Consider the following 16,875-nt stretch of genomic DNA (forward strand, 5'->3'; position numbering starts at 1 on the left):
CCGGATGATTTACTCAGGCATTTCTGGCGCGCTTGCGTTCGTTCTCGGTGAGGTAACGCTTGCGCAGGCGGATGGATTTCGGCGTCAGCTCCACCAGTTCGTCGTCGGCGATGAATTCCACCGCGGACTCGAGTGTCAGCTGAACCGGCGGGGTCAGGCGCACGGCTTCGTCAGTACCGGAGGAACGCACGTTGGTCAGTTGTTTGCCCTTGATCGGGTTCACCACCAGGTCGTTATCGCGGCTGTGAATACCGATGATCATGCCTTCGTACAGCTTGTCGCCGGGGGAAACAAACATGCGGCCACGATCTTCCAGCTTCCACAGCGCATAGGCGACTGCCTCGCCGTTGTCCTGCGAGATCAGCACGCCGTTATGACGCGAAGGAATGTCCGGCTTCATCGGTGCGTATTCATCGAATACGTGGCTCATCACGCCGGTACCGCGCGTCAAGGTCATGAATTCCGACTGGAAGCCGATCAGGCCACGTGCCGGAATGCGGTAATCCAGGCGCACACGCCCCTGGCCGTCGGGCAACATGTCCTGCAAATCGCCACGGCGACGACCGAGCTCTTCCATCACCGCACCCTGATTGGAATCTTCCACATCGGCGGTAAGCATTTCGAACGGCTCGCATTTCTCGCCATCGATTTCCTTGAGCAGCACGCGTGGGCGCGAAACCGACAACTCATAACCTTCACGACGCATGGTTTCGAGCAGAATCGTGAGGTGCAACTCACCACGCCCGGCGACCACAAACACGTCCGCGTCACCGGTTTCATCGACACGCAGCGCGACGTTGGTGAGCAACTCCTTGTTCAGACGCTCGCGAATCTGGCGGCTGGTAACGAATTTGCCTTCCTGCCCGGCCAGAGGCGAGTTGTTGACCTGGAAATTCATGGTCAAGGTGGGCTCGTCCACGGTCAGCATCGGCAACGCTTCCGGTGCGTCGACCGCGGTCAGCGTGACGCCGATACCGATCTCATCGACCCCGTTGATCACCACGATGTCGCCCGCCTGCGCTTCATCCAGCTGCACCCGGTTCAAGCCGCTGAAGCCCAGCACCTGGTTGACTTTCGCACGCACGCCCTTGTCTCCCGGACCACGCATCACCAGCACTTCCTGCCCCGGCTTCAAACGGCCGCGAGCAACACGGCCGATACCGATGCGGCCGACGTAACTGGAATAATCGAGGGCCGAAATCTGCAGTTGCAGCGGCAGGTCGGGATTGCCTTCCGGCGAGGGCACATGCTTGAGGACAGCTTCGAACAGCACGCGCATGTTGTCGCTCGGCGTGTTGTAATCCAGCGAGGCAAAGCCGTTGAGGGCCGAAGCATAGACCACGGGAAAATCCAGTTGCTCTTCGGTCGCGCCCAGCTTGTCGAACAGGTCGAAGGTCTGGTTCACCACCCAGTCCGGACGCGAGCCGGGACGGTCGATCTTGTTCACCACCACGATCGGCTTGAGGCCAAGCGCCAGGGCTTTCTTGGTCACGAAGCGGGTCTGCGGCATCGGGCCTTCGACCGCGTCCACCAGCAGCAGCACGCCGTCGACCATCGACAGCACGCGTTCCACCTCGCCGCCGAAGTCGGCGTGTCCCGGAGTGTCAACGATATTGATGTGGTGGCCCTCAAACTCGATCGAGGTATTCTTGGCAAGAATGGTGATGCCACGCTCTTTTTCCAGATCGTTGCTGTCCATCACTCGTTCAACCACATGTTGGTGTGCGGCGAAGGTACCTGCCTGCTGCAGGAGCTTGTCCACCAGGGTGGTCTTGCCGTGGTCGACGTGGGCGATAATGGCGATATTACGGAGGGCGCGTGACATGAAAACTTTCCGGTGCTGTAAAAAGCCGACAATTCTAGCATAACTATCTGGTAATTTTCTGAATTACACGTATAATGCGCCACCTTGTCTGGTAGAAATCTTCCAGGCACTTGGTTCATCGTTCCCTGGCCCCCTAGAATTCAGCCTTTCTGAATTTCAGCTTTACCCCCGGTTAGCGACGATGTTTTAGTTGCGCCGCGCGGTGTTTTGCTGACGTTTATCTCCGGTATTTCCGGTTGTCTCGCCGTTCCCTGCCTGCGCATTTGTATTTTTGGAGTTGCCCTCACCCCTAGCCCTCTCCCGCATTGCGTGAGAGGGGGACGTAGTGCGCTGTGCGATTCCTTAATTTGAGGAATTTCCGTGTCTTTTGAATCTTTAAATCTTAATCCTTCCATTCTCAAAGCTATCATCGAGAGCGGCTACACCGAACCTACCCCAATCCAGTCTGCGGCGATTCCTGAAGTCATCGCCGGCCATGACCTGATGGCCTCGGCACAAACCGGCACCGGCAAAACCGCCGCTTTCATGCTGCCTGCCCTGCACAAGCTGGCAACGCCTTCGGCAGTCAAAAGCCGCGGCCCGCGCGTACTGGTACTGACACCCACCCGCGAACTGGCAAACCAGGTCAACGAAGCCGCACGCAAATACGGCAAGAACCTGCGCGTCAATACCGTGTGCATCCTGGGCGGCATGCCTTATCCGCTGCAAAACAAGCTGCTGTCGCAGCCTGTTGACATCCTGGTTGCCACGCCCGGCCGCCTGATCGACCACCTGGAACGCGGCCGCATCGATTTCTCGCGCCTCGAAATGCTGATCCTGGACGAAGCCGACCGCATGCTGGACATGGGCTTCATCGACGACGTAGAGAAAATCGCCGCCGCCACCCCTGCCAGCCGTCAGACCCTGCTCTTCTCCGCCACGCTGGAAGGCGTGATCGGCAAGCTGGCCGCGCGCCTGCTGAAGGATCCCAAACGCATTCAGATCGCCGCGCAACAAGCACGCCACGAAAACATCGAGCAGCGTCTGCATTTCGTTGACGACATGGCGCACAAGAGCCGCCTGCTGCAGCATCTGCTCACCGATGTCGATCTCAAGCAGGCCATCGTCTTCACCTCCACCAAGCGCGACGCCGACATGCTGGCGGAAGACCTGTTCGCACAGGGCCACTCCTCGGCAGCCCTGCACGGCGACATGAACCAGGGCGCACGTACGCGCACCCTGACCAAAATGCGCCGCGGCGGCATTCGCGTCCTGGTCGCCACCGATGTGGCAGCGCGCGGCCTGGACGTTCCCGGCATCAGCCACGTGATCAACTTCGACCTGCCCAAGTTCGCCGAAGACTACGTGCACCGCATCGGCCGTACCGGTCGTGCCGGCGCCTCCGGTATCGCTGTTTCTTTCGCGTCCCACAAGGACATGCAGCACCTGCAGCGCATCGAACGCTTTACCGGCCAAACCATTGCGCCGCACACCATAGCCGGCTTCGAGCCGAAGCGTGTACCGCGTGCCGGCGGCGCTCCGCGCTCAGGCGCAGGGCAGGACCGCAAATTCGCCGGCAAGCCTGCTGGTGCTGGCGGCCGCAGCTTTACCGGCCAACCGCGGCGCGAAGGCGGCTTCGGTAGCGGCGAAAAGCGTCCCAACGCAGGCGGCTTCGGCCACCACAACGGACGCCGCCACGGTTAAGCCGTTGTAGCAAGCAATAAAAAAGGCGCTGAAAAGCGCCTTTTTTATTTTCGGCCCCGACCGAATCAATCGTCGTAACGATCGCCCTCGCGCCCGTGACGATGCTTGTAATGCCCGCGATGCCGTCCATTGTCGTGATGGTCATGATCGTCGACATAAACGACTTCTCTGCGCACCGACGGTTCGCGCCGGTTCGAAGTCAGCACTGCCGTTCCGGTAGCACCGCCGATCGCACCGCCGATGATCGCACCATCGCGTCCACCCACGGCAGAGCCGATAGCGGCACCCGTTGCGCCACCCAAGGCACCGCCCAGGACAGCATTGCCGTCCACACCTGCGTGCGCGGGGACCGCAAGAGCGCCGAGCAAGGCGAGACCAGTCAAACCAGCAAACAATTTCATGAATATTCCCTCAGTTACCAAAAATGCGATTGAAAATGGTAGCAGCTTTCCCGCACCCGGAAAAATTACGGTTTGTTCACCAAACCGTCTTCCGTGTTGAGCAGCCGAGCCGTCGTGATGAAAGACAAGGTTCGGTGCCCCTGGATATCGGCGTGCAGGGCCTCCACGATAGGCGGGTTGGCGGGCACATCGGCCTGCCATGAAATCACGAAGTTGGCGCCGGAGCCGCCGGCCGACTCCTTGCGTTCCACGTACATTTCGTAAGTCGCCATGGGCGCGATGGTTTTGGACGCGGACACATACTCGTTCAACAGCTTGCCACGGGTGTCGTAATAGCGCGCTGACACGACCCGGATGGAGCGCGTGAGATCCGTATTGCGGATGCTCACCAAGGCCGATACCAGACTTTTGAGCGGCACGCCCGCCTTGTCCAGGTCACCGTGCCACACGTGCGAATAAATCGGCAGATACAGCGTTTGACCCCGGGAAAGCGCGGGAACCTCTTCGGCTATAGCCAGGCCAGTCATGCACATGGCACCGATCAACCACAGCAGGCGGATAATTTTCATGGGGCTCCTCAGCCTTCCTTGTTGCGCATGAAATCCGCGGTCTTGTGAAACGCCGCCGTCAGTTCGTTGCGCAGTTTGTCGTCCACGCCCACGTCGTCCATGGCGCGCATCATGCACCCCATCCACTGATCGCGCTCCGCCTCGCCGATGGCGAACGGCAAGTGGCGCTGGCGCAGGCGCGGATGGCCGAACTGTTCCACGTACAGCTGCGGCCCGCCAGTCCAGCCGGAGAGGAACATGAACAGTTTGCTGCGCGCCCCGGAAAGGTCCTGGGGATGCAGCTTGCGAATGCCGTAATAGTCCGGGTCCTCGTCCATGATTTCGTAAAAGCGGTCCACCAGGCGACGTATGGTCTCTTCGCCGCCGATCTTTTGGTAATGCGTTTCCATGATCAGCCTCTCACTGGTTTGACAAGGCTGGCAGCCAGCTTGGCGCGGCTGCGTGCTTCCTCGACGTTGGCGCCATTGGCCAGCGCCACGCCCATGCGGCGACGAACGAAGCTTTCCGGCTTGCCGAACAGGCGGATGTCGCTGTGCGGCACCATCAATGCCTGCGCCACACCCTCGAAGGCGATGCCTTTTTCGTCCATGCCACCGTAGATCACCGCCGACGCCCCCGGCTCGCGCAGGCTCACATCCACCGGCAAGCCGAGAATCGCGCGCGCGTGCAGTTCGAACTCGGACAGGCGCTGGCTGCACATGGTCACCATACCGGTGTCGTGGGGGCGCGGGCTGACCTCGGAGAACCATACACGATCGCCCCTGACGAACAATTCCACGCCAAAAATACCGCGTCCGCCAAGATTGTCGGTGACGGCTTTGGCTACCTGCTGGGCCTTCTTCAACGCTTCCGGGCTCATCGCTTGGGGCTGCCAGCTTTCGACGTAATCGCCTTTGACCTGTATGTGGCCGATGGGGTCGCAGAAATGGGTTTCGATCTCGCCATTCGCGCCGAGCGCGCGCACGGTCAACAGCGTGATCTCGAAATCGAACTCGATCATTTCCTCGACAATCACCCGCCCGCGGTTCACCCGCCCGCCGCTCATGGCGTAATTCCATGCCTTTTCCACGTCCTCGGGGCCATTCACGGTGGACTGTCCTTTGCCGGAAGAGGACATCACCGGTTTGACGATGCAGGGGTAGCCGATGGCCTTGTCGACCCACATCTGCAGTTCATTCTGAGTATCGGCAAAGGCATAGCGCGAGGTTGGCAGCTCCAGCTCTTCCGCAGCAAGGCAGCGGATGCCCTCGCGGTTCATGGTGAGCCGGGCTGCGCGGGCGGTTGGAATCACTTCCGCCAGCCCGGCCTGTTCGATTTCAGCCAGCATGTCGGTGGCGATAGCCTCGATCTCGGGCACGACGAGATGCGGTTTTTCTTGCTCCACCAGCGCGCGCAAGGCCTGTCCGTCGGCCATGTTGATGACGTGGGCGCGGTGCGCCACCTGGTGGCCCGGCGCATCCGGGTAGCGATCCACCGCAATGACCTCGGCGCCCAGGCGTTGCAGGGCGATGATGACTTCCTTGCCCAGTTCGCCGCTGCCGAGCAGCATGACGCGGGTGGCGGAGGGACTTAAAGGGGTGCCGATTTTCATGTGGATTGCCTCAGATGGTTTTCTCTGGCGGCATGATAAATTGATCCCATGCCTGGTGGCTAGGACTGGCACAGAGTTTTTGTAGCAGCGCCTGGGCAGATTCGAGATTGGACGCGGCCGCAGCGCTCAGCGGCTCGCCCAGTTCGAAGGCATGCCCACGCACGCCCAGCAGGTAAGAGGGCGGCGGCTCGCCGTACAGTTCCCGGTAGGCTTGGAGCACGGCTGCCGGGCTCATGGCATGAGAAGTGTAGCTGGTGTCTTTGGCCGCAGTTAAACGCGTGAAGGCGTAAGGCGGCGCACAGGAAACGCTGGCGTCGACAAACAGCACCCGTTCGCGGCCCAACATATCCGCCGCATGTTCGACCTGCAGCTGGAAATCGGTAAGCAGTTCGACGTTGGGCGGATTCAGTGCCTCCAGCCGCTCGATCAGCAACGGGCCGAGGGCATCGTCGCCGCGGCTCGGGTTGCCGTAGGCGAAGATCAGCAGCGGTGCCGTCAAACGCCGCAACTACCCGCGCTGCCGCGCTCCATGCGGTCGACCACCTTGCCTTCGGCATCCCATAACTCCACTTCCAGCGGCATCTTGCCCAGGGCATGCGTGGCGCAGGACAGGCAGGGATCGAAGGCGCGGATCGCCACTTCGATATGGTTGAGCAGGCCCTCGGTAAGCTCATTGCCGTCCAGGTATTTGAGCGCCACCTGGCGCACCGCCTCGTTCATCGCCTGGTTGTTGTGGGTAGTGGAAACGATCAGGTTGGCGCGCACGATCAGCTCGTCCTCGTTGATGCGGTAGTGGTGGATCAGTGTGCCGCGCGGCGCCTCGATCACGCCCACGCCGCGCAGGGAGCGCTCGCCCTTGGTGACCAGTTCGTCGCCCAGCAGGTCGCCGTCGTGCAACAGTTCCTTGATGCCTTCGGCGCAGTGCAGCATCTCGATCATGCGCGCCCAGTGGTAGGCCAGCGTGGACTGGATGGCCATGCCACCGCCGAACTCCTTGAAAGTCTTTCTCTCGGCCTCGGCCAGCGGGGTCGGAATGAAATCGCAGTTGTTGACGCGCGCCAACGGCCCCACGCGATACCAGCCATTTTCCCGCCCCATGGAGCGGATGAAGGGGAATTTCATGTAGGACCAGGGCCGCACTTCCTCGTGGACCTGATCCCAGTAATGGCTGTAATCGAGGTGATCGAAGATGATTTGGTCGTTCTGGTCCTTGGCGCGCAAGCCGCCGTGGTAGAGATCGAGGGCACCGTCTTCGCGCACCAGGCTCATGAAACTGGATTTGAAAAAGCCGAAGCCGTTGTGGAAATCCGGGGTTTCGCAATAGACCTTGCGGATCAGGTCCACCGCATCGCGGCTCCAGGCGATCATCTGGTCGATGTCTTTCAACAGCGCATAACGTTCGGCCAGCGTCAGATTCTTGTTCACCCCGCCAGGTACCGCACCGGTACCGTGCACCCGCTTGCCGGAGGTGAGCTTGATGATCTCCTGCCCGTATTTGCGCAGCGCCACGCCCTGCCGGGCGATTTCGGGATAAGCGGCGGCGACACCGACGATGTTGCGCTTGGCCACGTCGCTGTCGAAACCGAACAGCAGATCGGGCGAGGCCAGGTAATAGAAATGCAGCGCATGGGATTGCAGCACCTGCCCCAGGTGCATCAGGCGCCGCAGTTTCTCGGCGGTGGGCGTGAGCTTCGCGCCGACGATCATGTCCATGGCCTTGGCCGCGCCCAGGTTGTGGCTCACCGGGCAGATGCCGCACAGGCGCTGGACGATCACCGGCACTTCCCAGAACGGCCGCCCCTGGATGAATTTCTCGAAGCCGCGGAATTCGACGATATGGAACCGCGCCTGGTGCACGTGGTTGTCCGCGTCGAGCAGGAGCGTCACCTTGCCGTGGCCTTCCACGCGCGAGACCGGCTCGATCACCACGCGCTTGAGGTTCTCGGGATGGGCGGCTGTTTCAAGTTCAAAAGTCATGGTGTGCATTCTCTCTAGTCAAAATGCAGCATCTCGTAATCCAGCTTCGGCTCGCGCCCCGCCAGCAGGTCGGTGAGGAACTGCCAGATCGCCTCGCCCGAGGGCGGGCAGCCGGGGAGGAAATAATCCACATTCACCACTTCGTAGATCGGGTGCACCTTGTCGAACGGCAGCGGCAATTCGGGATCATTCGGCACTTGGCCGCCCTCCAGCCCGCCTTCGTACTGGTACACCTCCTGGAAGCAATCCCACAGGTCGATGTTGTTGCGCATGGCCGGCAGGCCGCCGTTGATGGCGCAGGCGCCGATGGCGACCAGCACCTTGCAGTTCTTGCGGAATTCCCGCAGCACGTGGACGTTCTCGGCGTTGCATACGCCGCCTTCGACGATGCCGACATCGCACGGCCCGCAGTGCTTGATATCGGTGAGCGGCGTGCGGTTGAATTCCACCAGTTCCACCAGATCGAACAGGCGCTCGTCGATGTCGAGCAGAGACATGTGGCAGCCGAAGCAGCCGGCCAGCGAGCAGGTGGCGAGGCGGATTTTCTGTTCACTCATGGTCGCCTCCGGTCTGCACTTCCTTGATGCTGAGATGGTCCTTGATACTAAGATGGTCATAGATGCGATCGCCGATCGGCACGGCGAAACCGCGCCGCTTGACCAGCAGCGCCCCGGTCGGGCACACCTGCATCGCCTTGTCCGTCGCCGCGATACTGGTGTCGCCCAGCCGGCCGCTGGTCGAGTTGACCACCAGCGTGGTGCCGATGCCGCGCCCCGAGAGCCCGAACACGCTCTTGCCGTCCACGTCGCGGCTGGCACGCACGCACAGCTCGCAATAGATGCAGCGGTTGCGGTCGAGCAGCACGTCGGGATGGGAGGCGTCCACCTCGCGTTGCGGGTAGAAATGATTGAAGTGCGGACTCATCATGCCGAGATAGTAGGCCACGGCCTGCAGCTGACAGTTGCCGCTCTTCTCGCAACCGGGGCAAAGATGGTTGCCTTCGACGAACAGCATCTGCGTCAACACCAGGCGCTCCGCGTTCAGTTCCCCGGTGTCACTCAACACCTCCTGCCCCTCCACCGCGGGCATGGTGCAGGACGCGACATTGCGCCCGTTCACTTTCACCGTGCACAGCTTGCAGCTGCCGTGGGGCTTGAATTCCGGGTTGTGGCACAAGTGCGGAATATAGATCCCCGCCGCCAAGGCCGCGTCCATGATCGTCTGGCCGTCAGAAAAGGCCACGGCTTGACCGTCGATGCTGATGGTTTTGCTCATAGGTGCGCCCACTCGTCGTCACGTCCGGTAATTTTCCGCGCCGTTTCCAAAGCACCGTCGAGGTCGAAGGCGGGTTCGAAGGCGAGGGCCTTGAGCTTGCGCTCGAAAGTGCCGGGGAATTTCTTCAACGTATCCAGCACCGGGTTGGCCGCACTATGTCCCAGGCCGCAATGGCTCATGGAACCGAGGATGCCGCCGAGGTGCTTGAGTTCCTCCAGGTCGGCGGGCGTGCCGTGGCCGCCGGCGATCTTGTCCATGATCTTTTTCTGCAACTCCGTCCCCACCCGGCACGGAGTGCAGAAGCCGCAGCTTTCATGGGCGAAGAAATGGGTGAAATTATGCGCCGCGGCGAACATCTCGCGCTTGCGGTGGAACACCATGAAAGCACCCGCCGTGGGGAGATCCTCGAAGGCGATGCGGCGACCGAACTCCTGCCACGACACCAGCGTGCCGGAAGGCCCGCTGATCTGCACCGCGTGCGCGTCGTCGCCGCCGCAATCGCGCAGGATCTGCTCCACCGTGACGCCGAAGGGATATTCGTAGATGCCGGGGCGGGAAACGTCGCCGGAAATGGACAGCAGCTTGGTGCCGGTGGACTGCGGCGTACCCTGGGCGGCGAACCACTCGCCGCCATGCAGGCCGATCTTCGCCGCAGCGGCGAAGGTTTCGACATTGTCCACCACGGTCGGTCGGCCCTTGTAGCCATGCGTCACGGGGAACGGCGGCCGGTTGCGCGGGCGTCCGCGCTTGCCTTCGAGGGACTCGATCAGCGCGGATTCTTCGCCGCAGATGTAGGCACCGGCGCCGAGGTGAATTTCGATATCGAAACTGAAGCCAGCCTCGCCGAGGATGTTGTCGCCCAGCAAGCCGGCCTCGCGCCGGCGCTTCAGCACCGCTTCGAGCGGCTCCAGCAGGTAGCGGTATTCGCCGCGCAAATAAAGGAAACCCTTGCTGGCCCCGACCACACGTGCCCCTATCGTCATGCCCTCGAACACCAGGTCGGCGTAGCTGGTGAGCAGCACCCGGTCCTTGAAAGTGCCCGGCTCGCCCTCGTCGGCGTTGCACACGATGAAACGCTCGGGATTGCCGCCGATGTCGCAGATGACGCTGCCTTCCTCCTCGGCCACGGCGGCGTGGCAGAAAGTCCATTTCGAAGCGGTCTTGAAGCCCGCGCCACCGCGCCCGCGCAAGTTGGCTTTATCCACTTCGGCCAGGGTTTCCCGCGTACCGCGCGTCAGGGTGGCGCGGATGGCGCTGCCGGATTCGAACGCGTCGCCGAGCAGGGTATCCTTGCGCCGGATGTTGTCCACCACCTCGAACAGCATGGGCGGCCAATCCGCCACCGGTTTGCGGCTGCGGATCAGTTCAGCGATCAGGTCCAGCCGGTTCTGATCCAGATTGGTCAGCGCCCAGCCGTTCACCAGCGCTGCCGGCCCCTGGTCGCACATGCCGGTGCAGGAAGTGGTGTCCACGCTCACCAGGTTGTCTTCCGACACCCTGCCCTGCTCAACCCACAGCTTGTTGCAGAAATACTGCATCAACTCGCGGTTACCCAGCATGTTGTCGGTGATGTTGTCGGAGAACAGGACGCGGTACTCTCCCGCCGGTTGGAGCGAAAGAAAGGAATAAAAACCGGCCACGCCTTCCACTGAATCCCGGGGAATGCCCAGATGACTTGAAATGCAGGTCACCGCCTCGGGAGGAATGAAGTGGAGCGTATCCTGCACATCGCGCAAGATTTGCAGCAGTCGCGATGCATCGGCCCCGTGCCGCTGAAGCACAGGCGACAGACGCTGTTCAATATCGGGAAACTCGCATGGTTCCATGGGACCACCCTTTGCCAAGGTATGAGGTACTGAACTTCTGATTCACTATACTATAAAGTTATGACAATTCCTCTACCTAAAAATACTCCATCGAACCTCCGCAGATATACGCCCTCTCGCCCTCTCCAGCTTTCCTGCTAGAATTTCCACCCACGCCGCAATAAGGGAACAGCATGCCGCGCATTCTCTTCAACCGCACCCCGATGCTCGCCGGCAGCGATATACAGGCGCTGCGCGGCCAGATTCGCAACTATTTCCACGCCACCAGCGACCGCTACGAGCAGCTGTTCGAAATCCTGGCCAGCGACGACGCCTATTACCGGAAGCCCATCGCGCTGCGCCATCCGCTGATTTTCTATTACGGCCACACCGCCACCTTCTTCGTCAACAAGCTGGTGCTGGCCGGACTGCTGGAACAGCGCATCGACCCGAAATTCGAATCCATGTTCGCCGTGGGCGTGGACGAGATGAGCTGGGACGACCTTGACGATGCCCACTACGACTGGCCGCGAGTCGAAGAAGTGCGGGCCTACCGGGCCAGGATGCGGGAGGCGGTGGACGAAGTAATCCGCGACGCGCCGCTGGACCTGCCGGTGAACTGGGACAGCCCGTGGTGGGCGGTCATGATGGGCATCGAGCACGAGCGCATTCACCTCGAGACTTCCTCGGTGCTGATCCGCCAGCACGCGCTGGCCTTCGTCCGACCGAACTCCGCTTTCATCCCCTGCCGCAACAGCGGCGCGTCGCCGGACAACGACCTGGTCGACATCCCGGCCGGCACAGTACGCCTCGGCAAGGACAAGGCCGACCCGTACTACGGCTGGGACAACGAATACGGCAAGCATCAGGCGGACATCCCCGCCTTCCGCGCCGCGCGCCACCTGGTCAGCAACGGCGAATTTCTCGGGTTCGTCGCGGCCGGCGGCTATGCGGACGAGCGCTGGTGGCAGGAGGAAGGCCGCCCCTGGAAAAGCTTCGCCCAGGCTGCCCATCCCACCTTCTGGATCAGGGATGGCGAGAACTGGCAGCTGCGCCTGATGACCGAGGTCGTGGCCATGCCCTGGGACTGGCCGGCGGAAGTCAATTACCACGAGGCCAAGGCGTTCTGCAACTGGAAGGCCGCGCAATCCGGACAGCCGGTGCGCCTGCCCACGGAAGATGAATGGCAGCGCCTGTATGACACCTCCGGCCTGGCCGAGATCGCGCCTGAGCAGGCCGCGCCCGCCAACATCCACCTCGACCGCTACGCCTCCGCCTGCCCGGTAACCGAGTTCCGTCACGGCGAACTGTACGACGTGATCGGCAACGTGTGGCAATGGACCGAAACGCCGATCTACCCTTTCGAGGGCTTTCAAGTCCACCCACTCTACGACGATTTCACCACCCCGACCTACGACGGGCGCCACAACCTGTTCAAGGGCGGCTCGTGGATCTCCTGCGGCAACGAGGCACAGTCCAGCGCGCGCTACGCCTTCCGGCGCCACTTCTTCCAGCATGCCGGCTTCCGCTACGTGGTGTCCGACGCCCCGCCCGCCGCGCCCGCCTCGCACTACGAAAGCGACAAGCTGCTGTCCGAATACGCCGAGTTCCATTACGGCGACGAATATTTCGGCGTGCCCAACTTCCCGCGCGCCCTGGCGCAGCTGGCCATCCGCGCCATGGGCGACAAGCCGGCGCGCACGGCGCTCGATCTGGGCTGCGCCGCGGGGCGCGCCAGCTTCGAACTGGCGCGGCATTTCGACCATGTCACCGGGATCGACTTTTCCGCCCGCTTCATCGGCCTCGGTGTGCAACTCGCCGAAACCGGCGTGCTGCGCTACACCCTCGCCGACGAAGGAGAACTGGTGCGCTACCAGGAACGCAAGCTGGCCGCCCTTGGGCTGGACAGCGTGGCCGGCAAGGTCGAGTTTCTGCAGGGCGACGCCTGCAACCTCAAGCCCCTGTTCTCCGGCTACGACCTGATCCTCGCCGCCAACCTCGTCGACCGCCTCTACAGCCCGGCCAAATTCCTCGCCACGGTGCACGAACGCCTCAATCCAGACGGCTTGCTTCTCATCGCCTCGCCTTACACCTGGCTGCCCGAGCACACAAAACGCGAGGAATGGATCGGCGGCTACAAGAAGGACGGCGAAAGCTTCACCACCCTGGACGGGCTGAAGCAAATGCTCGGCCCGCATTTCCGCCTGCGCGAAGGCCCGCTCGAAGTACCCTTCGTCATCCGCGAAACGCGGCGCAAGTTTCAACATACCCTGTCTGAAGTCACGATTTGGGAACGCAAGGATTGAGCTTCGACTTCGACCGCGCGATCGACCGCAACGGCACGGCCAGCGTCAAGCACGATGGCTGCGCAGGCTATTTCGGCACGCCGGACGTGCTGCCGATGTGGGTCGCGGACATGGATTTCGCCGCCCCCGAAGCCGTCACCCGGGCACTCGCGGCGCGCGCCGCCCATCCGGTCTACGGCTACACCTTCTACCCCGACGACCTCTACGAGGCCCTGAGCGCGTGGCTGCAAAAGCGCCACGGCTGGCAGGTCGAACGCGACTGGGTCATCATGGCGCCGGGGGTGGTGCCCTCGCTGCACGCCGCCGTGCTGGCCTTCGCCGCCCCCGGCGAGGCGGTGGTGGTGCAGCCGCCGGTGTATTTCCCCTTCTTCAGCGCCGTCACCGACACCGGCCGCAAACTCGTGCTCAATCCCTTGCGCCTGGAAAACGGCCGCTACGCTATCGACTTCGAGCAGCTCGAGCGCTGCGCCGCCGACGGCGCGCGCCTGCTACTGCTGTGCTCACCGCATAACCCGGTGGGGCGGGTATGGACCCCGGACGAACTGCGCGAAACCCTGCACATCGCGCGGCGGCACGGCATGACGGTACTGTCGGACGAAATCCACGCCGACCTGGTGTACCCCGGCGAGCGCCACACCGCCCTCGCCACCCTGGCACAAGCCGGCGACACACTGGTCACCGCCGTCGCCCCGAGCAAGACCTTCAACATCCCCGGGCTGGGCCTGTCCTGCCTGATCGTCCCCGACCCGGCGCAACGCACCGCGCTGCGCAAAGTCTTCGCCACCCTCGCCCTCGGCCACTCCAACCCCTTCAGCATCGCCGCCTTCGAAGCCGCCTACCGCGACGGGGAAGCCTGGCTGGACGCGCTGCTGGTCTACCTGCGCGACAGCCGCGATTTCGTCGCCGCCTACCTGGCGGAACATCTGCCCGGCATCCGGCTCATCCAGCCGGAGGGGACTTATCTGCTGTGGCTGGACTGCAGGGAACTAGGCATGAACGACGCGGAGTTGAAGGAATTCTTCGTGAGCACAGCACGCGTGGGAATGAATCCCGGCACGGTGTTCGGCGCTGGGGGCAGCGGCTTCATGCGGCTGAATATCGGGGCGCCGCGGCGTGTGGTGGCGGAAGCCCTGGTGCGGATCAGGGCAGCGATTGCCGAGCACTAAAAGTCAATAGCCATCTTTTTCTAAGTCATCAGCTTGCGCAGCAGCGGTTCCAGCTTCTCCGCCGCCATGGGGTGGGAAATGAAGTACCCCTGGCCCATGGTGCATCCGATATCCTTGAGCAAGTCATATTGCGCCTGCTCCTCGATACCCTCCGCCACGGTGTACATCTGGAGGTTGCGCCCCAGCGCCTCGATCGTTTTCACGATCGCCAGATTCTTTCCGTTGGTCTGAATTTCGCGCACGAAGGAAGCATCGATCTTGAGGCAAGATATGGGCAATTCCTTGAGATATTGCAGCGACGAGTAACCGGTTCCAAAGTCATCGATGGCGATCGAAATCCCCATGTCGCGCAGGGCTTTGAGCTTGCCCAGGGCTTTTTCCGCACTGCCCATCAGCACGCCTTCGGTGATCTCGATTTCAAGATAGCTCGGCGGCATGCGCATTTCCCCCAGCAATCTTGCGAGCTGGCCGATGAAGGCATCGTCACGGAACTGCAGTGGTGATACGTTGACCGCCATCTTCAACAGGAAGCCTTGGTCCGACCACGCCCGCCACTGCGCACAGGCCTTGCGGAATACCTGTTCGCCGATGGCACCGATCAGGCCGGCTTCCTCGGCAACGGGAATAAACTGCAGCGGTGGCACCATGCCGTTTTCCGGGCAATTCCAGCGCACCAGCGCTTCCACGGCACTCACCCTGCCGCTCGCCATATCGATCTGGGGCTGAAAGTGCAGCACGAACTCGTCCCGCTCCAGCGCCAGCTTGAGACGCTGCTCCATGCGATAGAACCCGGACATTTCCTCCGCCAGATCCGCCGAGTAGAACTGGATGTTGTTCTTGCCCTCGCGCTTGGCCTTGTACATCGCGGCATCGGCGTTCTTGATCAGGTCTTCGGATGTTTCGCCGTCAGCGGGAAAAACCGCGATTCCGATACTGCCGGTCACACGGAATTTGTGCTCGTTCACCGTAAAAGTCTGGTCCAGCAACGCCAGGATTTTCTCGGCGCTGCGGAATTGTTCGTCCTTTTTTTCCATTTTTTCGACAATGACGAATTCGTCACCGCCAAAGCGCGAAATGAATATCTGGGCGTTCTTGCCGCCTCCCTCGGATACGCCGCCCTCGAACTGCTTGGCGATCTGGCGCAGCAAGGCATCCCCCACGGTATGGCCGAAGGTATCGTTGATGTATTTGAAGCGATCCAGGTCGAGAAACATCACTGCAAAATGGCGCCCCCCGGCTGCGGCTTCATAAATCCAGTCATGCAGCTTCTCCATGAGCCAGCGCCGGTTGGGCAGCATGGTCAAGGGATCGTACTTGGCCGAAATCTCGATCTGCTGCTCGTAAACCCTGCGCTGGGTGATGTCCACATTGGAGGAACGCACGCCGATGGTATTGCCATTTTCGTCCTGTACCGTACCGCACAGGTGCTCGACCCAGCGAATATCGCCATCCCTGGTAACAATGCGAAACTCGACGGTTTCGGCCAAGCCCTCGCCGTTGATGTTGTGGATATGCGCGTTCCACACCTCCATGTCGTCGGGGTGGATAAGCCGGTTCATGAAATTGGGTTCACGATAAAAATCATCCTGAACGTAGCCAGTCAGCGACTTGCAGGCGGGGGAAACGTATTCGTACTCGCCGCTGATTTTGCGGAAGTAGTTGAACTCGGGTGCGAAATCCGCGAGGGCGGAGAACAGCCGCGCATTGCCGGCCAGCCTGGCGCGCAACACCCCGACCTTGCCCACCAGAAGACCGAGCACGATCCCGAGCGACATGGGAACGACCACCATGCGCGGGTAAAAGGTTTTCATGACGAAAATGCTCTGGATGGCAAAGAAAGACAGCACAATGGCCAACGCCAGAAAAATCGAGATCAGGTAAGTTCGCGCGGATTTATTCATCTTTATCTTTTTTTTCCTTCGAACTTTTCCTTCTCGGGTGCGTCAACTACTATGAATAGCGGCGAGAAAATAGCCGTATCCTCCCGTCTTCCCGCCACCGCTTTTATCACGCCGGGCGTATCGGCGCTGCAGCAGACCGCAGGTCGTGTCCAGGCAAACAGGAACGCACCGTTGGGCATCTTCACCCTCTCCTCCGAGGCTGTATTTTATGTATTTTTCATAACAGCCTATCATCCAAACTTGTCCAACGACAAGCGGCGCATGTAAAACCAACCGTTCGTTGATCGAACTCAAGCGGAACGCTTTTATGCGTTGCCATATTGGGGTAACAGGTTTAATGTAATTTTTATTTTTTGGTTCAGTTTTTCGGGGGTCA

Annotated in this window: 15 protein-coding genes; 4 read left to right on the plus strand and 11 right to left on the minus strand. The window is 61.4% G+C overall.

What is annotated here, in order from left to right; all coding sequences use genetic code 11:
* Positions 1-13 precede the first annotated feature (13 nt).
* Positions 14-1,825, minus strand: coding sequence for a translational GTPase TypA (typA, locus tag SKTS_RS13680; RefSeq protein ID WP_173066066.1), 1,812 nt, complete (start codon positions 1,823-1,825; stop codon positions 14-16).
* Between the two features lie 360 nt (positions 1,826-2,185).
* Between typA and SKTS_RS13685 the strand changes: the two genes are divergently transcribed.
* Positions 2,186-3,508: a DEAD/DEAH box helicase gene (locus SKTS_RS13685; protein ID WP_173066069.1), complete on the plus strand. Its 1,323-nt coding sequence runs from the start codon at positions 2,186-2,188 to the stop codon at positions 3,506-3,508.
* Positions 3,509-3,573: 65 nt separating this feature from the next.
* Here the strand turns inward: SKTS_RS13685 and SKTS_RS13690 are convergent, their stop codons facing one another.
* The 9 genes from SKTS_RS13690 to SKTS_RS13730 form a co-directional block, all read right to left on the minus strand.
* Complete coding sequence (locus SKTS_RS13690) at positions 3,574-3,909, minus strand: glycine zipper domain-containing protein (RefSeq protein ID WP_173066072.1); 336 nt, start codon at positions 3,907-3,909, stop codon at positions 3,574-3,576.
* A gap of 65 nt (positions 3,910-3,974) precedes the next feature.
* Positions 3,975-4,478, minus strand: coding sequence for a DUF3124 domain-containing protein (locus SKTS_RS13695; RefSeq protein ID WP_244617343.1), 504 nt, complete (start codon positions 4,476-4,478; stop codon positions 3,975-3,977).
* Positions 4,479-4,486: 8 nt separating this feature from the next.
* Complete coding sequence (locus SKTS_RS13700; protein ID WP_173066075.1) at positions 4,487-4,867, minus strand: group II truncated hemoglobin; 381 nt, start codon at positions 4,865-4,867, stop codon at positions 4,487-4,489.
* Between the two features lie 2 nt (positions 4,868-4,869).
* A complete protein-coding gene (gene purT, locus SKTS_RS13705; RefSeq protein WP_173066078.1) occupies positions 4,870-6,069 on the minus strand; it encodes a formate-dependent phosphoribosylglycinamide formyltransferase in 1,200 nt (399 codons plus the stop codon).
* A gap of 10 nt (positions 6,070-6,079) precedes the next feature.
* Complete coding sequence (locus SKTS_RS13710; RefSeq protein WP_173066081.1) at positions 6,080-6,568, minus strand: hydrogenase maturation protease; 489 nt, start codon at positions 6,566-6,568, stop codon at positions 6,080-6,082.
* The gene (locus SKTS_RS13715) at positions 6,565-8,046 is read right to left on the minus strand and encodes a Ni/Fe hydrogenase subunit alpha (RefSeq protein ID WP_173066085.1); all 1,482 of its coding nucleotides are present in this window, start codon (positions 8,044-8,046) and stop codon (positions 6,565-6,567) included. Before SKTS_RS13715 ends, SKTS_RS13710 begins: the two co-directional genes overlap by 4 nt.
* 14 nt (positions 8,047-8,060) lie before the next feature.
* Positions 8,061-8,603 carry an NADH-quinone oxidoreductase subunit B family protein gene (locus SKTS_RS13720; protein ID WP_173066088.1) on the minus strand — a complete coding sequence of 181 codons (543 nt, stop codon included), beginning with the start codon at positions 8,601-8,603 and terminating at the stop codon, positions 8,061-8,063.
* Positions 8,596-9,321 carry a 2Fe-2S iron-sulfur cluster-binding protein gene (locus SKTS_RS13725; RefSeq protein WP_173066091.1) on the minus strand — a complete coding sequence of 242 codons (726 nt, stop codon included), beginning with the start codon at positions 9,319-9,321 and terminating at the stop codon, positions 8,596-8,598. Before SKTS_RS13725 ends, SKTS_RS13720 begins: the two co-directional genes overlap by 8 nt.
* Positions 9,318-11,147 carry an NAD(P)H-dependent oxidoreductase subunit E gene (locus SKTS_RS13730; protein ID WP_173066094.1) on the minus strand — a complete coding sequence of 610 codons (1,830 nt, stop codon included), beginning with the start codon at positions 11,145-11,147 and terminating at the stop codon, positions 9,318-9,320. The genes SKTS_RS13725 and SKTS_RS13730 overlap by 4 nt, the downstream gene beginning before the upstream one ends.
* A gap of 173 nt (positions 11,148-11,320) precedes the next feature.
* Here SKTS_RS13730 and ovoA point away from each other — a divergent pair, with 173 nt between their 5' ends.
* Complete coding sequence (gene ovoA / locus SKTS_RS13735; protein ID WP_244617344.1) at positions 11,321-13,432, plus strand: 5-histidylcysteine sulfoxide synthase; 2,112 nt, start codon at positions 11,321-11,323, stop codon at positions 13,430-13,432.
* A complete protein-coding gene (locus SKTS_RS13740; RefSeq protein ID WP_173066098.1) occupies positions 13,429-14,598 on the plus strand; it encodes a MalY/PatB family protein in 1,170 nt (389 codons plus the stop codon). Before ovoA ends, SKTS_RS13740 begins: the two co-directional genes overlap by 4 nt.
* Before the next feature lie 20 nt (positions 14,599-14,618).
* Here the strand turns inward: SKTS_RS13740 and SKTS_RS13745 are convergent, their stop codons facing one another.
* Positions 14,619-16,499: a putative bifunctional diguanylate cyclase/phosphodiesterase gene (locus SKTS_RS13745; protein WP_173066101.1), complete on the minus strand. Its 1,881-nt coding sequence runs from the start codon at positions 16,497-16,499 to the stop codon at positions 14,619-14,621.
* A 51-nt stretch (positions 16,500-16,550) separates the two neighbouring features.
* On the opposite strand from SKTS_RS13745, the gene SKTS_RS13750 reads away from it, so the two are divergent.
* Positions 16,551-16,766: a hypothetical protein gene (locus SKTS_RS13750; protein WP_173066104.1), complete on the plus strand. Its 216-nt coding sequence runs from the start codon at positions 16,551-16,553 to the stop codon at positions 16,764-16,766.
* Positions 16,767-16,875 lie beyond the last annotated feature (109 nt).

The organism is Sulfurimicrobium lacus, assembly GCF_011764585.1.
Taxonomy (GTDB): domain Bacteria; phylum Pseudomonadota; class Gammaproteobacteria; order Burkholderiales; family Sulfuricellaceae; genus Sulfurimicrobium; species Sulfurimicrobium lacus.

What these genes read in the sequence shown, in the direction of transcription:
- SKTS_RS13750 (WP_173066104.1), top strand. Translation starts at nt 16,551, where the DNA reads ATGAATAGCGGCGAGAAAATAGCCGTATCCTCCCGTCTTCCCGCCACC.
- SKTS_RS13695 (WP_244617343.1), bottom strand. Translation starts at nt 4,478, where the DNA reads ATGAAAATTATCCGCCTGCTGTGGTTGATCGGTGCCATGTGCATGACT.
- SKTS_RS13720 (WP_173066088.1), bottom strand. Translation starts at nt 8,603, where the DNA reads ATGAGTGAACAGAAAATCCGCCTCGCCACCTGCTCGCTGGCCGGCTGC.
- SKTS_RS13730 (WP_173066094.1), bottom strand. Translation starts at nt 11,147, where the DNA reads ATGGAACCATGCGAGTTTCCCGATATTGAACAGCGTCTGTCGCCTGTG.
- SKTS_RS13715 (WP_173066085.1), bottom strand. Translation starts at nt 8,046, where the DNA reads ATGACTTTTGAACTTGAAACAGCCGCCCATCCCGAGAACCTCAAGCGC.
- SKTS_RS13745 (WP_173066101.1), bottom strand. Translation starts at nt 16,499, where the DNA reads ATGAATAAATCCGCGCGAACTTACCTGATCTCGATTTTTCTGGCGTTG.
- ovoA (WP_244617344.1), top strand. Translation starts at nt 11,321, where the DNA reads ATGCCGCGCATTCTCTTCAACCGCACCCCGATGCTCGCCGGCAGCGAT.
- SKTS_RS13690 (WP_173066072.1), bottom strand. Translation starts at nt 3,909, where the DNA reads ATGAAATTGTTTGCTGGTTTGACTGGTCTCGCCTTGCTCGGCGCTCTT.
- SKTS_RS13725 (WP_173066091.1), bottom strand. Translation starts at nt 9,321, where the DNA reads ATGAGCAAAACCATCAGCATCGACGGTCAAGCCGTGGCCTTTTCTGAC.
- SKTS_RS13700 (WP_173066075.1), bottom strand. Translation starts at nt 4,867, where the DNA reads ATGGAAACGCATTACCAAAAGATCGGCGGCGAAGAGACCATACGTCGC.
- purT (WP_173066078.1), bottom strand. Translation starts at nt 6,069, where the DNA reads ATGAAAATCGGCACCCCTTTAAGTCCCTCCGCCACCCGCGTCATGCTG.
- typA (WP_173066066.1), bottom strand. Translation starts at nt 1,825, where the DNA reads ATGTCACGCGCCCTCCGTAATATCGCCATTATCGCCCACGTCGACCAC.